At 70.8% G+C, this 14,358-nt stretch carries 11 protein-coding genes; 3 read left to right on the forward strand and 8 right to left on the reverse strand.

Annotated features, from left to right (window positions below):
- Positions 1-6: 6 nt before the first annotated feature.
- Positions 7-984, reverse strand: coding sequence for an ABC transporter substrate-binding protein (locus tag K1J60_RS11470; RefSeq protein WP_220646137.1), 978 nt, complete (start codon positions 982-984; stop codon positions 7-9).
- An 86-nt stretch (positions 985-1,070) separates the two neighbouring features.
- Between K1J60_RS11470 and K1J60_RS11475 the strand changes: the two genes are divergently transcribed.
- On the forward strand, positions 1,071-2,264 hold the full coding sequence (locus tag K1J60_RS11475) for a WD40 repeat domain-containing protein (protein WP_220646138.1): 1,194 nt from the start codon (positions 1,071-1,073) through the stop codon (positions 2,262-2,264).
- A gap of 1,034 nt (positions 2,265-3,298) precedes the next feature.
- Here K1J60_RS11475 and K1J60_RS11480 read toward each other — a convergent pair.
- The gene (locus K1J60_RS11480; protein WP_220646139.1) at positions 3,299-4,618 is read right to left on the reverse strand and encodes a class I SAM-dependent RNA methyltransferase; all 1,320 of its coding nucleotides are present in this window, start codon (positions 4,616-4,618) and stop codon (positions 3,299-3,301) included.
- Positions 4,619-4,744: 126 nt separating this feature from the next.
- Positions 4,745-6,820, reverse strand: coding sequence for an APC family permease (locus K1J60_RS11485; protein WP_220646140.1), 2,076 nt, complete (start codon positions 6,818-6,820; stop codon positions 4,745-4,747).
- Positions 6,821-7,294: 474 nt separating this feature from the next.
- Here K1J60_RS11485 and K1J60_RS11490 point away from each other — a divergent pair, with 474 nt between their 5' ends.
- Positions 7,295-7,966: a potassium channel family protein gene (locus K1J60_RS11490; protein ID WP_220646141.1), complete on the forward strand. Its 672-nt coding sequence runs from the start codon at positions 7,295-7,297 to the stop codon at positions 7,964-7,966.
- Entirely contained in the window at positions 7,966-8,643 is a 678-nt protein-coding gene (locus tag K1J60_RS11495) for a potassium channel family protein (protein ID WP_033525196.1), read from the forward strand. The genes K1J60_RS11490 and K1J60_RS11495 overlap by 1 nt, the downstream gene beginning before the upstream one ends.
- Positions 8,644-8,808: 165 nt before the next feature.
- Here K1J60_RS11495 and K1J60_RS11500 read toward each other — a convergent pair whose 3' ends face one another.
- The 5 genes from K1J60_RS11500 to K1J60_RS11520 all read right to left on the reverse strand — a co-directional run bounded on the left by K1J60_RS11500 (position 8,809) and on the right by K1J60_RS11520 (position 14,357).
- Positions 8,809-9,567: a DUF3159 domain-containing protein gene (locus K1J60_RS11500; protein WP_220646142.1), complete on the reverse strand. Its 759-nt coding sequence runs from the start codon at positions 9,565-9,567 to the stop codon at positions 8,809-8,811.
- A 3-nt stretch (positions 9,568-9,570) separates the two neighbouring features.
- Positions 9,571-9,969, reverse strand: coding sequence for an OB-fold nucleic acid binding domain-containing protein (locus K1J60_RS11505; RefSeq protein ID WP_220646143.1), 399 nt, complete (start codon positions 9,967-9,969; stop codon positions 9,571-9,573).
- Between the two features lie 67 nt (positions 9,970-10,036).
- Positions 10,037-10,720 carry a response regulator gene (locus K1J60_RS11510; RefSeq protein ID WP_220646144.1) on the reverse strand — a complete coding sequence of 228 codons (684 nt, stop codon included), beginning with the start codon at positions 10,718-10,720 and terminating at the stop codon, positions 10,037-10,039.
- Between the two features lie 10 nt (positions 10,721-10,730).
- The gene (locus tag K1J60_RS11515; protein WP_220646145.1) at positions 10,731-13,370 is read right to left on the reverse strand and encodes a sensor histidine kinase; all 2,640 of its coding nucleotides are present in this window, start codon (positions 13,368-13,370) and stop codon (positions 10,731-10,733) included.
- Between the two features lie 210 nt (positions 13,371-13,580).
- Positions 13,581-14,357, reverse strand: coding sequence for a DUF3710 domain-containing protein (locus K1J60_RS11520; RefSeq protein ID WP_033525191.1), 777 nt, complete (start codon positions 14,355-14,357; stop codon positions 13,581-13,583).
- Between the last annotated feature and the right edge of the window lies 1 nt (position 14,358).

Here is a 14,358-nt window from a genome sequence, read left to right on the forward strand (position 1 = left end):
GCCTCCTCACCGCAGGGCGGCCGTGGCCTCGTCGAGGACGATGCCGAGTGAGCGGGTGCCGCGGCCCTTGGCCCACACCTCCGAGTTCACCTCGTGGACGTCGCCGTTCTCCACCGCCGGGATCTTGCCCCAGAGGGGGTTGTCGGCCAGCTTCTCCGACAGCTTGCCGTCCGCGTCGCCGAAGCTCAGCGTCTCGACGAACAGCACATCGACGTCCCGGGCGAGAATCTCTTCGAGGCTGTAACTGCCCTGCACGCCACGTGACTTCCACGGGTATTCGGCGATCTGGGGGAAGAGACTGGCGGCCACGTCGGTCTCCGGGGTCGCGACGCCGAAGTTCTCGTCACTGCCGTAGATGATGAGAGCGGTCTTGTCGCTCGGAGCCTTCTCGGCGGCGGCGAGCTTGGTCCGGAAGGTCTTCTCGGCCTTCTCGCCCTCGGCGGTGCGCCCGGTGAGGGCGGCGAGGTCACGCAGGTACCCCACGCTGTCCTCCCACGTCTCGGGCTGCATGGGCCAGAACGTCGTGGCGCCCTTGAGCGCCGGGGCGAGCTTGCCGTGCGTGTCTCCCAGGCCGATCACGAGGTCGGGCTTGTGGGAGAGGATCGCCTCCACCTCCGGGGCGATGAATCCGCCGGGGATGACGTCGACCTCCTTGGCCTTCTTCTCCCCCAGGAAGTCCGGGTGGGCGAGCAACGCGCTGTTGGTGGCCGTCGGGACGATGCCCAGCTCGGTCAGGATGTCGTCGCAGAGTGCGAACAGGCAGACGATCCGCTCGGGTTCCGTCTTCAGAGAGACCTTGACGCCGTTGGTGTCGGTCAACTCCATGGACGCCTTGATGGGTTCGACGGCGACGTCCGTCTTCGCCGTCGGCCCGGCCTTGTCACTCGCGGGTTCCTCGGACGACGAGCCGCAGCCGACCAGAACGGAACCCACCACCGCTGCGGTGAGCCAACCACGGACGAATCTCGACGGTGCGCGCAACATCGATGCCCTCGCTCTTTCTCAGATACCGGGAACGCACCGAAGATACATGATAATCGTTTTCAACAGACCGGTTTTCAGGAGGACCCATGCCCGCACCCGTGCTGCTCGTCTCCGACCATGTGGACGGATCCGTCCATGCGTTGACGGTGCCGGACGGCGCCGTCGTGGGAAACCTGACCGGCCGTCACCTCTCCGAGCACTCCGGGTTCCTGGCACTGCCGGGCGGGCGCGTGGCCTGTGTCGACGACCGTCGAGGGGAACTGCTGGTACTCGATCCGTTCGCCGAGAAGCTCGTGGAACGGGCGGTCCCGGTCGCCGTGCCGGCCGAGCACCTCGCCTGCGACCCGTCCGGTCGCCGACTGGCCGTCACCACCGGACTGGGCGAGAACACCGAACCGTGGTCGGACCTGCTGACCGTGCTCGACCTGGTCACCGGAGAAACGGCGCGGGTACGCACCCGCGTCGGCGAACCGGGCGTGACGGTGCTGGGCGGCGACGATCCGCTGGTCGTGCTCCGGCACCGAGAGCCCGGGGAGCTGGCCGTCCACCGGTTCGCCGACCTCCTCGCGGCTCCGCCCGGCTGCCCCCCGGTCACACCGCACGCGGTCCTGCCGCTGCCGGACGACGGACACGGGGACGTGCAGGTACCCGGCACGGAAGACGTGTTCGCGGCCACGGGCGAGGGAGTGCACCGGGCCCGGAGGAAGGGCGACGTACTCGTCAACGAGGCGGTCGTCCCCTGGGGGTCGCCCGCCCGCGGCTGGTACCTCCGGCTCGATACCCGTCGGCCGGCGCTGTGGAGCACACTGCGCGGCGGCGACCCGGACCCGCTGCGCTGGCCGGAATGGACCAACCAGGCGTGGCAGCACGACCTGGAGACGGGCCGCACGCTGCACACGGAACTCGGTCCCGGGCTCGTCTTCCGGCTGGCCCTCGCCCGGCACCACACCGCCTTCACCCGCATCCACCCCGACGGCGACGAACTGGTCCTCCTGGGCACCGACGGCACCGTCCGCCGGCTTCCCCTGCCGGCCATGGAGGGCGCTCCGCGTCGCGGCGGCACCCCCTGGGAGGGCGTCCAGCGCCGGGCGGTGGCCGCATCACCGGGCTCCGACTGGATCGCCGTCAGCCGGGGCGGCCACGGCGAGGTGCACCTCGTCGACGCGGAGACGGGGCACGAGGTGACCCGTCTGCGGCCGGGTACTCCGCTGCACCACGGCGGCCACATGACACTGCGCAGCCGCGACGACGGTGCCGACGGTGATCCCGTGGGCCGGTGACGACGGGTTCGGGCCGTGCCGGCCCGGACGTCCGGGGCGGCCAGGGTGGTTGGTGCGGCCAGGGCGGGCGCTCGCCGGTATCGGGTCACGACGGACCGAAAGACCTCGCCTGCGCACATGCCCCGGCGACGGCCACCGACAGGAACAGGTGGCCGGCACCGCGCGACGCCCACCGACGGGACCGGCCGGCGTTCCGGATGTCACGTGCTCGTCGCGGCGGGTGGTCGAGCCGGACCGCCGCGCGGGCAGGTCCGTGGGGCGTGCCCTCGCCGGCGCAGCCGGAAGGCCCCCAGGACGAGGGACGGAGAACGGGGACGGGACGGGGGCCGGCGACGACACCATGCGCACACGGACGTCGGGACAGGACCGGCGCGTCTACGCGATCGGGCTGGGCGCCACGGGGATGCCCCTGGGGCGCGGCCCGAATCCCGGTCTCCACCGGCTTCGCCACCGGCAGGCTTGCCGCAGTCGACCCTCGCCAGCCTGAACCCGCGCGACATGGCGCGTGAGACGCTCGTGGCCGATCCGTGCTGGCGTGACCCCAAGGGGTTCACCGCCCTGCACAAGCTGCCGCATCAGTACCTGTTGATACCCCGACCTCCGGCTGGATGAGGTCACGTGGGCCCGCAGGAGGGCAGCGTCGTCGCGGTGCGGACACCCCTGCACGCTGTCGCCATTGCTGAGGAAAAGGTCCGAATGGGTACCGATCCGGGTTGCGCAGTCGTCCGCATCACCGGCGTGGTGGTGTCGGGGAGGTCCGCCGTGACCGAACTCCTCAATGGGGCAGTTGCCCCGAGCCGCCCACGTGCGCGGTGACGTCGTCCGGTGGGACGGCGGTCTCCGGCCGGGAGGAACTGCTGCCCGAGGAAACCACGGAGGCCTTCTCTTCTCGGTCGTGCGGACCAAGAGGCCGCGCGCGGCCACCGCACAGCCCGGCTGCCGACACGGGCCAGCAGCCGGCCACGTCCATCTGTTGCGACCACCGGAAACAGGTCGAACCGACGGCCTTCCTCGAAACGTGCAGGTCAGACGCCCTAACGCACCGGCTCAAGAATAGCCACGCACTCCACGTGATGCGTCATCGGAAACAGATCGAACGCCCGAAGCATCCGCACCCGGTACCCGCCCTCCCGGAAGTACCCCAGGTCGCGTGCCAGCGCGGCCGGGTCGCAGGCCACGTAGGCGATGCGGCGGGCCGCCAGGGATGAGAGGTGCTGGACGGTTTTGCGGCCCGCCCCGGCGCGCGGCGGGTCCAGGACGATGAGGTCGACCTCCGTGATACCCGTGCGCGGCAACACCGCCTCGACCTTGCCCTGTTCGATCCGCACCCGGTCGAAGTCGGCGAGGTTGTGCCGCGCGTCCTCGACCGCGCGCTTACCGGACTCGATGCCGAGGACGGCCCCCTTGTCGCCGACGCGGTCGGCGAGGGCGCCCGCGAACAGGCCCACCCCGCAGTAGAGGTCCAGCGCCATGTCGCCCTTGCGCGGCAGCAGGCCCTGCATGACGGCCTTGACCAGGGTGTCCGCGGCCATGGGGTGGACCTGCCAGAATCCGCCGCTGCCCACCCGGTACGTGCGGCCGTCAGCGCGCTCACGGACGAAGGGGCGGCCGTGGACGCGGTGCACGCCCCCGTCCTTCTCCTCGACCCGCATCACGGACACCGGCTTGTCCAGCTCCACGATCGGCAGGCGCGCACCCGGCCGGGGTTCGAGGATGACCTGGCGGTCCTGCGAACCCGTCGCCGCGATCGCGTCGATCGACGCCATGCCCGTCCAGTCGCGCTTCTCGATGCCCAGCTCGGACACGCCCGGAGCCGCGATCATGCAGTGGTCGATCGGCTCGACCTCGTGCGAGCGGTGGCGGCGCAGACCGGCACGCCCCGACTCGTCCACCGCGTACTGCACCCGCGTCCGCCACGCCGGGACCTCGCCCGCCGGCAGCTTGTCGCCCTCGGCGGGCATCACGGTGCCGTCCCAGCCCGCCTCCTCGGGGGTGAGACCCGCGAGGCGCTGCAGCTGTTCGGCGATGACCTCGCCCTTGAAGCGGCGCTGGGCGCCCGGCTTGGCGTGCTGCCAGTCACAGCCGCCGCAGCGGCCGGGGCCGGCGTAGGGGCAGGGGGCCTCGACCCGGTCCTTGGAGGCCGACAGGACCGAGACCGCGTCGGCCCGCAGGAAGCGGGCGCCCTCCTCGCCGTCGGTCACCCGCGCCACGACCCGCTCGCCGGGCAGCGCGTGCCGGACGAAGAGGACCTGTCCCTCGGAGGTACGGGCGATGCAGTGGCCGCCGTGGGCGACGGGGCCCACCTCGACCTCGTACTCCTCTCCCACCAGCGATTTCTTCGGTTCTGCCTGCATGGTGGGGTGACTCCAGAGAGAGGAAAGCGAAAACGGCCGGACAACAGCCCACCAGTCTACGTGGGTGCCGTCCGACCGTTTACCACGAGCAGCGGCCCGCGGGTGAACTCCGGCTCCAGGTGCGCGTCAGTTCTCGTCGGCCGAGGACGTGGTCGACGTCCTGGCCGGTGACTCCTTGGGGCGCTCGTCCGCCGGACCACGCCGTACCGACCCCGGCGCACTCCAGTCCTGCCGCTTGCGCGCCCGGCGCTTGGCGACCTCGGAGGACTCCAGCTGGTAGGGCACGGAGGTCACCATGACACCCGGCGTGAAGAGCAGCCGACCCTTGAGCCGGAGTGCGCTCTGGTTGTGCAGCAGGTGCTCGTACCAGTGGCCGACCACGTACTCGGGGATGATCACCGACACCGCGTCGCGCGGGGACTCCTTGCGCAGCCCCTTGACGTACTCGATCACGGGCCGCGTGACCTCGCGATACGGCGAGTCGAGGACCTTCAGCGGTACGTCGATGCCGCGCCGCGTCCACTCCTCCTGGAGTGCCTTGGTCTCCGCCGGGTCGACGTTGACGCTCAGCGCCTCCAGCGTGTGGGAGCGCATCAGCTTCGCGTAGGCGAGGGCCCGCAGGGTGGGACGGTGGATCTTGGAGATCAGCACCACCGAGTGGACCCGGGACGGTCGGACGACGTCGTCGCTCGGGCCGTCCGGCGCGGCGAGCTCCGCGGCGACCCGGTCGTAGTGCTTACGGATGGCCGTCATCGTCGCGTAGAAGATCACCATGCCGAGGAGGGCGACCCAGGCGCCGTGCGTGAACTTGGTGCCGAGGACGACGATCAGCACCAGGCCCGTGAAGAAGGCGCCGAAGGTGTTGATCGCCCGCGAGCGGATCATGTGGCGGCGCTTGGCCGGGTCCTTCTCCGTCCGCAGGTGCCGGTTCCAGTGCCGGACCATGCCGGTCTGGCTGAGCGTGAAGGAGACGAACACACCCACGATGTAGAGCTGGATGAGGCGCGTGGAGTCGGCGCCGTAGATCCACACCAGGAGCACGGCGGCGCCCGCGAGGAGCACGATGCCGTTGGAGAAGGCGAGGCGGTCGCCGCGGGTGTGCAGCTGGCGCGGGAGGTAGCGGTCCTGGGCCAGGATCGAGCCGAGCAGCGGGAAGCCGTTGTACGCGGTGTTCGCGGCCAGGAAGAGGACGAGTGCGGTGGCGGCGGCCAGTACGACGAAGAGGAAGGTGCCGTCACCGAAAACGGCGGCCGCGACCTGGGAGATCACGGGGTTCTGGACGTAGGAGTCGCCGACCGGGGTGCCGTCGCGCACCAGGTCGACCGCCGGGTTCTCGGCCATCCGCACGTTGGTGGCCATGGCCAGGCCGATGATGCCGCAGAACATGGTGACGGCGAAGAAGCCCATCAGGGCCAGAGTGGTGGCCGCGTTCCTCGACTTGGGCTTGCGGAAGGCGGGCACGCCGTTGGAGATGGCCTCGACACCGGTGAGCGCGGCACAGCCGGAGGAGAAGGCGCGCAGCAGCAGGAAGACCAGCGCGAAGCCGGCGAGCCCCTGGTGCTCGGCCTTGATCTCCAGATCGGCGGTGGGTGCCCGCATCGTCTCGTCGAGCACCAGCCCCCGGAACGCGCCCCACGCGATCATCAGGAAGACGCCGACGACGAAGACGTAGGTCGGGATCGCGAAGAGCTTCCCGGACTCCTTCACCCCGCGCAGGTTCATCAGCGTGAGCAGCACGATGATGCCGATCGCGCAGAGCACCTTGTGCTCGACGAAGAAGGGGACGGCCGAGCCGAGGTTCTCCACGCCGGAGGAGATGGACACGGCGACGGTGAGGACGTAGTCGACGAGGAGCGCGCTGGCGACGGTGAGGCCGGCCCGGGGGCCGAGGTTGGTGTTCGCCACCTCGTAGTCGCCGCCGCCGCTCGGGTAGGCGTGCACGTTCTGCCGGTACGACGCCACCACGGTGAACATCAGCACGACGACCGCGACGGCGATCCAGGGGCTGAAGTGGTAGGCCGACACGCCCGCGATGGAGAGGACCAGCAGCACCTCGCCGGGTGCGTACGCCACGGAGGAGAGCGGGTCGGAGGCGAAGACGGGGAGTGCGATGCGCTTCGGCAGGAGCGTTTCGCCCAGCCGGTCGCTGCGCAGAGCGCGCCCGATCAGAATCCGTTTGGGCACGTCGGTCAGTTTGGACACGGAGAGGATCGTAAGCGCCCCGACTGGTTCTGGGCACATCCGGGTGAAATCCCGGCGGGCCCCGGGGTGAAATCGGTCCGCCGACGGTTGCGAAGTGCGTCACGTCACGCATCCTCCGGTCTGATGAACTGCGTCCTCACGTCTGTATGACGAAATTCCGTCGGTCCCGTGTACGTGCCGTGTGTGCGCCGGGCGTCCGACGGAACCCGTGACGTTCCCGCCCCCCCTCACTCCCTGGAGGCCCCATGCAGGCCGCGACCGCTGAGCTGATCGGCGCTCTCGCCTCCCTCGTCGGACTCGGCTTCCTGACGAGGACCAGCGTCCGCCGGATCAGTCGTCGACGTCCCACGATGTGACCCGTGGGTGCACGGGGGTGCCCCCGGCGGACCGCGCGTGTGTAGCTTGGGCGACGGTCTGAGACCCTGTTTTCGACGTTTCGGCTGAACAGTAGCTATTGACACCGGAAGGACGGTCGTGCACATCGTCATCATGGGCTGCGGGCGAGTGGGTTCCACCCTCGCCCAGACCCTGGAGCAACAGGGGCACACGGTCGCCGTGATCGACCAGGACCCCACGGCCTTCCGTCGTCTGGGCTCGGGTTTCGGCGGCCGGCGCGTCACCGGGATCGGCTTCGACCGCGACACCCTGCGTGAGGCGGGCATCGAGGAGGCGGGCGCGTTCGCCGCCGTCTCCAGCGGCGACAACTCCAACATCATCGCCGCCCGGGTCGCCCGCGAGATGTTCGGCATCGAGAACGTGGCGGCACGGATCTACGACCCCCGCCGCGCCGAGGTCTACCAGCGTCTGGGCATTCCGACGGTCGCCACGGTCCGCTGGACCGCCGACCAGATGCTCCGCCGACTGCTGCCGTCCGGCGCCGAGCCGCTGTGGCGCGATCCCACCGGCGGCGTCCAGCTCGCCGAGGTGCACGCCTCGTCGGCCTGGGTGGGCCACAAGATCAGCAAGATGCAGGAGGAGACCGGTGTCCGGGTCGCCTTCCTGACCCGCCTGGGCGAGGCGATCCTGCCGACCTCGCAGACGGTGCTGCAGGAGGGCGACCTCGTGCACGTGATGATGCGGACGGACGACGTGGAGAAGGTCGAGGCGTCCTTCGCCGAGGGCCCCGACGAGGAGGGCGGTCACTGATGAGGGTCGCCATTGCCGGAGCCGGAGCGGTCGGCCGCTCGATCGCGGGCGAACTGCTGGAGAACGGCCACGAGGTCCTTCTCATCGACAAGGCGCCGACCGCCATCTCGGTCGAGCGCGTGCCCCAGGCGGAGTGGCTGCTGGCCGACGCCTGCGAGATCACCTCCCTGGACGAGGCGGCGCTGCAGCGCTGCAACGTCGTCATCGCCGCGACCGGTGACGACAAGGTCAACCTGGTCGTCTCGCTGCTGGCGAAGACGGAGTACGGGGTTCCGCGGGTCGTCGCCCGCGTCAACAACCCCAAGAACGAGTGGCTGTTCAACGAGTCCTGGGGCGTGGACGTGGCCGTGTCGACCCCCCGGCTTATGTCGGCACTGGTCGAGGAGGCAGTGAGCGTCGGCGACCTGGTCCGGCTGCTCCGTTTCAGCCACGGCGACGCCAACCTCGTCGAGCTGACGCTGCCGCCCGAGTCGGCCCTGGCCGGCACCCAGGTCGGTGAGGTCGAGTGGCCGGAGGACACCTCCCTGGTCACCATCATCCGCGGCACCCGGGTCCTCACCCCGACCTCGGACGACTCCCTGGAGGCGGGCGACGAGCTCCTCTTCGTGGCCGCCCAGGCCCGCGAGGAGCAGTTGGAGGACCTGCTGTCGGTACGCCGCGAGGACGCGACGAGCTGACGCGAGGGCCCACGTTCAGGTGATTCCACGACGGCGAAGGGGCGCCCCGAGAATTCGGGGCGCCCCTTCGCGTCATGTATCCGGGTGTCCAGTGCCGCGGCAGGCAGCGTTTGCGCGACGGGGCGAACGTTGGCCGGTCGCGGCACTAGTCGGCCGGTCGCGGCACTAGTCGGCCGACCGCGCCGCGGCCTTCCGCTCCTCCGCCGCCCGCTCCTCCGCCTCCATCTCCGCGAACACGTCGATCGGGGCCGGCGCCTTGGCCAGGAAGATCCAGGTCAGCCAGACGGCAAGCAGGAACGGCGGGATCTTCAGGGCGATGAGGACCCAGCCGAGCTGCGTCGTGTCGGCCCACCAGTAGAGCGGGAAGAGGATCGCGCACTTGCCGAGCAGGATCGCGCCCCAGGCGTAACTCGCCTTCGCGTACGCCTTCTTGCGTCCGGGGTTACGGGTCCGCCAGGAGAGGTTCTCCTTGAAGACCGGGCCGAGCATCAGACCGATCAGCGGCACGCCGGCCAGCGTCGTGATGATGTACGCGCAGCCGAGGCCCAGCGTGTAGAGCATGCCCGGCAGATAGAAGTCCTTGGCGTTGCCGGTCATCATCGCGAAGACCACACCGAAGGCGACCCCGAAGACACCGCTGAAGGCGTGCTTGACGGTGTCCTTCATGACCAGCCGCACCACGACCAGCAGGACGGAGACGCCGAGGGCCGCCAGGGCCGCCGAGTGCAGGTCCTTGTTGATCGTGTAGATGGAGACGAAGAGCAGGCCCGGGAGCACGGTCTCGACCATGCCGCGCACGCCGCCGAACGCCTCGAACAGCGCGGCCTCCGTCACCGCCCTGGAGTCGTGCGAGCCGTCCTGTCCGCCCTCTGCGTCCTGGACGCCGCGCTGGGCGTCTTCCGTCGGCTTGTCGAGCGACGTCACCGGCTACTCCCGTCCGAGCGGTCTGAGTTCGTACTTCGGATTGAACAGCACCCTACGGCCCCGGCTCATCGAGATCCGGCCGGATGCGATCAGCCTGCGCCCCGGCTCTATCCCGACGATGGAGCGTCTGCCCAGCCACACCACGTCCAGGGCGGCCGAACCGTCGAACAGCTCGGCCTCCAGGGCCGGGACACCGGCCCGGGGGCGCAGCGTGACCGTGCGCAAGGTACCAGTAACGGTCACTATCTGTCGGTCGTGGCAGTCACATATACGCGTACAGCCCGCGGTGTCCGCGTCCTCGCGCAGCTCCTCCGACTCCAGGTCCGTCTGGGACGAGGAGAGCCGGTCGAGCATGCGCCGGAAACGGCCCGCCGGCTTGTCGGAACGAGGAACAGCACTCATGACAAAAAGCGTACCGGGGTCCGCCGACAGTCCAGCACCCCCGTACGCGGCCTCCGCGCACCGCGTCTCACTTCTCGAAGCGGTACCCCATCCCCGCCTCGGTGATGAAGTACCGGGGCCGCGACGGGTCGCCCTCCAGCTTGCGCCGCAGCTGGGCCATGTAGACCCGGAGGTAGTTGGTCTCCGTCCCGTACGACGGCCCCCACACCTCCTGGAGCAGTTGCTTCTGGCTGACCAGACGCCCGGTGTTGCGGACCAGCACCTCCAGGAGGTGCCACTCGGTGGGGGTGAGCCGGACGTCCCTGCCGTCCCGGTTCACCTTCTTCGCGGCCAGGTCGACGGTGAAGTCGTCCGTCTCCACGATCACGTCGCCCTCCTCGCCGCCCACGGGCTCCGCGCGACGGACGGCGGCGCGCAGCCGGGCGAGCAGCTCGTCCATGCCGAAGGGCTTGGTGACGTAGTCGTCGGCGCCCGCGTCCAGGGCCTCGACCTTCTCGTCGGATGTGTGCCGGGCGGAGAGCACGATGATCGGCACCCGGGTCCAGCCGCGCAGCCCCTTGATCACCTCGACGCCGTCCATGTCGGGCAGTCCGAGATCGAGGACGACAACATCGGGGTGCCGGGCGGCGGCGAGCGCGAGCGCGGTCGCCCCGTCGTGGGCGGCGTCGGCCTCGTACTCGCGGGCCTTCAGATTGATCACGAGCGCACGCACGATCTGCGGCTCGTCGTCGACCACGAGCACCCTGGTCATATGGACCGCCTCATCCGGTTCGCCTCTCTGCCGATGTGGCCGTGCCGCCCGGCGCGTCGCCGGCCGTGTCCGCCGACGGGGCGGCGTCCGCCGACGTAGACGCGTCCACGGCCCGGTCGGTGCCCGACGAGGCCGTATCGGGCCCGGAGCCGTTGGGCGCGGCCCGTACGGTGAGCACCATGGTGAGCCCTCCGCCGGGGGTGTCCTCGGCGTCGAGCGTGCCGCCCATGGCCTCGGCGAAGCCCCTGGCGACGGCGAGCCCCAGGCCGACGCCGGTTCCGCGCGGGGCGTCGCCGTGGCGCTGGAAGGGGGCGAAGATGCGGTCCTTGGCCTCGTCGGGTACGCCGGGGCCGCGGTCGGTGACCCGGACCTCGACACGGCCGCCGAGGGCGCTCGCGGAGACCTGGACGGGTGTGCCGGGCGGGCTGTACTTGACGGCGTTCTCGACGATGTTGGCGACCGAGCGCTCCAGCAGCCCGGGGTCGACGGCGACCATGGGCAGGCTCTCGGGGATCTCCAGCCCGACGCTGCCCTCCGGGACACCGCCGAGCGCCATCGGCACCACCTCGTCGAGGTCGATCTCGCGGATCAGCGTGGTGACCGTGCCGGTCTGCAGCCGGGACATGTCGAGGAGGTTGCCCACGAGGTGGTCGAGCCGGTCGGCGCCGTACTCGATCCCTGCGAGCAGTTCGGCCTCGTCCTCCCGTGACCAGGCCACGTCGTCGGAGCGCAGCGACGACACGGCGGCCTTGATCCCGGCCAGCGGGGTGCGCAGATCGTGGCTGACGGCGGCGAGGAGCGCGGTGCGGATGCGGTTGCCCTCGGCCAGTGCCTTGGCCTGGTCGGCCTCCTGCTGGAGGCGTCGGCGGTCCAGGACGACGGCGGCCTGGGCGGCGAACGCGGCCAGCACCCGGCGGTCCTCGGCGGGCAGGACGCGTCCGGAGAGGGCGAGCGCCATATGGTCCCCGACCGGCATGTCCACGTCCGCGGCCTCGGGACGGTCCATCTGGCGGGGGCCCACGCTGCCCGCGCAGGTCCACGGGTCGACGTCGCTCTCGCGCTCCAGCAGGGCCACGGACTCCATCCCGAAGGTCTCGCGCACCCGTTCGAGGAGGGCCTCCAGGCTGGTCTCACCGCGCAGCACACTGCCCGCCAGGAAGGACAGGATCTCCGACTCGGCGCGCAGCCGGGCCGCCTGGTGGGTGCGCCGGGCCGCGAGGTCCACCACGGAGGCCACCGCCACCGCGACGCCTATGAAGACCACGATGGCGACGATGTTCGTCGGGTCGTCGACCGTCAGCGTGTGCACCGGTGAGGTGAAGAACCAGTTGAGCAGCAGCGAGCCGAGCACGGCCGCGGCCAGGGCGGGCAGCAGACCGCCGAGCAGGGCCGCGGCCACCGTCAGCGTCAGGAAGAGCAGCATGTCGTTGGCGAGACCCAGGTCGGTCTCGAAGCCGGCCAGTAGCGGCGCCAGCAGCAGGGGCCCCAGCGTCCCGACCAGCCAGCCCCAGACCATCCGGGCGCGGCCGAGGCGCGCGCCCCGGGCGACGGGCAGTCCGCGTCCCTTGCCCGCCTCGTCGTGCGTGATCAGGTGGACGTCCAGGTCGGGCCCGGAGTCGCGGGCGACGGTGGCACCGACGCCCGGCCCGAAGACGTACTGCCAGCTCTTGCGGCGCGAGACGCCCAGCACTATCTGGGTGGCGTTGACACCGCGCGCGAAGGCCAGCAGCGCGGCGGGGACGTCGTCGCCGACGACGTGGTGGAAGGTGCCGCCGAGGTCCTCGACGAGGGTGCGCTGGACGGCGAGTTCCTTGGGCGAGGCGGAGGTCAGCCCGTCACTGCGGGCGATGTAGACGGCCATGACCTCGCCGCCCGCGCCCTTCTCGGCGAGCCGGGCGGCTCTGCGCAGCAGGGTCCTCCCCTCGCGGCCCCCGGTCAGTCCGACCACGATCCGCTCGCGGGAGCCCCAGATCCGCGACACCCGGTGCTCGCTGCGGTAGGCGTTGAGGTACTCGTCGACCCGGTCCGCCACCCACAGCAGTGCCAGCTCGCGCAGCGCGGTCAGGTTCCCGGGGCGGAAGTAGTTCGACAGCGCGGCGTCGACCTTGTCCGGCTGGTAGACGTTGCCGTGCGCCATCCGCCGTCGCAGGGCCTGTGGCGACATGTCGACCAGCTCTATCTGGTCCGCCCGCCGCACCACCTCGTCGGGGACGGTCTCGCGCTGCCGTACGCCGGTTATCGACTCGACGACGTCACCGAGGGATTCCAGGTGCTGGATGTTGACGGTCGAGACCACGTCGATGCCGGCGGCGAGCAGGTTCTCGACGTCCTGCCAGCGCTTTTCGTTGCGGGAGCCGGGCACATTGGTGTGGGCCAGCTCGTCCACGAGGGCCACCCGGGGCCGTCGGGCGAGAACGGCGTCGACGTCCATCTCGGTGAAGACCGTGTCCCGGTACTCCAGCGTCCTACGCGGGATCTGCTCCAGTCCGTGCAGCATCACCTCGGTGCGCGGCCGGCCGTGGTGCTCCACGACGGCCACCACGCAGTCGGTGCCGCGTTCGATCCGGCGGTGCGCTTCGGACAGCATCGCGTACGTCTTGCCGACGCCCGGTGCCGCACCGAGGTAGATCCGAAGCTTTCCGCGTCCCATGTCCCCATTGTCTTCCCGTGATCACTGCCTGCGCAGCGTCGACCTTACGGCCAATAATCACGGCAAAACGGGCAGAGGCGACCGGAGGCCGCCTCTTTGACACAACCCTGACGCCGACACCCCTGCGGGGGCACGGCCCTGCGGGGGCACGGGGAACTGCGCGGCCGAGCGCGCGGACCCGCAGTTCCCGGACGGCCCCAGCCGGAACGGCTAGCGGACCTCGGTGATCTCCGGCCCGCGCTGCAGCTGCCCCATGCCGCCGGAGAAGCGGGAACCGGCCTGCTCCTCCTGCTGGACTCCCTCGGGGACCATCTGCGCGTCGTTCGGCAGTTTCAGGACGATCGGGTCGCGCGGAGCCATCGGGCCCTCGCCGCGGACGACGACCGTGTCCCGGAAGATCTGCTCCAGCAGCCCGGCGGTCTGCGGCTCCACCGCGCCCCGCCCGGAGATCACCCCGCGCAGGAACCAGCGGGGCCCGTCCACACCGACGAAGCGGACCACCTGGAAGCCACCCGTGCCGTCCGGCAACTGCACCGGCACCTGCGCGCGGAGCTCCCAGCCGAGCGGCCCCTCGACCTCGTCGATGACCCCGCCCTGCTGGGTGATGCCGGAGGCGATCTCCTCGCGGACCTCGCCCCAGATGCCCTCACGCTTGGGCGCGGCGAAGGCCTGCAGCTGGACCGCGCTGTCGCGCAGCACGACGGTCGCGGCGACGATCGCGTCGCCCGCGACCTCGACCCGCAGCTCCATGCCGTCGACTCCGGGCACGAAGATGCCGCCGAGGTCCACCCGGCCCTCGCCGGGCTCGCGCACCTCGGAGCTGTCCCACGGCCCGTCCGGCCGGGGCTCGGGCTCGAGCCGCACGCGCTCCCGCTCGACGTCCGCCTCAGCGTCGGCTTCCCCGGCAACGCCGTCGACCTGCTCGGCCTCGCTCGCCGCGTCCGCCGCGTCCTCAGCGGAACCCTTCTTCTTGCGACGTCCGAACACG

It is taken from the genome of Streptomyces akebiae (assembly GCF_019599145.1).
GTDB classification, from domain to species: Bacteria; Actinomycetota; Actinomycetes; order Streptomycetales; family Streptomycetaceae; genus Streptomyces; species Streptomyces akebiae.

Bases quoted from the DNA above. Each gene is read 5' to 3' on its own strand.
- K1J60_RS11495 (WP_033525196.1), top strand. From the start codon at position 7,966: ATGAGGGTCGCCATTGCCGGAGCCGGAGCGGTCGGCCGCTCGATCGCG.
- K1J60_RS11475 (WP_220646138.1), top strand. From the start codon at position 1,071: ATGCCCGCACCCGTGCTGCTCGTCTCCGACCATGTGGACGGATCCGTC.
- K1J60_RS11510 (WP_220646144.1), bottom strand. From the start codon at position 10,720: ATGACCAGGGTGCTCGTGGTCGACGACGAGCCGCAGATCGTGCGTGCG.
- K1J60_RS11470 (WP_220646137.1), bottom strand. From the start codon at position 984: ATGTTGCGCGCACCGTCGAGATTCGTCCGTGGTTGGCTCACCGCAGCG.
- K1J60_RS11515 (WP_220646145.1), bottom strand. From the start codon at position 13,370: ATGGGACGCGGAAAGCTTCGGATCTACCTCGGTGCGGCACCGGGCGTC.
- K1J60_RS11480 (WP_220646139.1), bottom strand. From the start codon at position 4,618: ATGCAGGCAGAACCGAAGAAATCGCTGGTGGGAGAGGAGTACGAGGTC.
- K1J60_RS11505 (WP_220646143.1), bottom strand. From the start codon at position 9,969: ATGAGTGCTGTTCCTCGTTCCGACAAGCCGGCGGGCCGTTTCCGGCGC.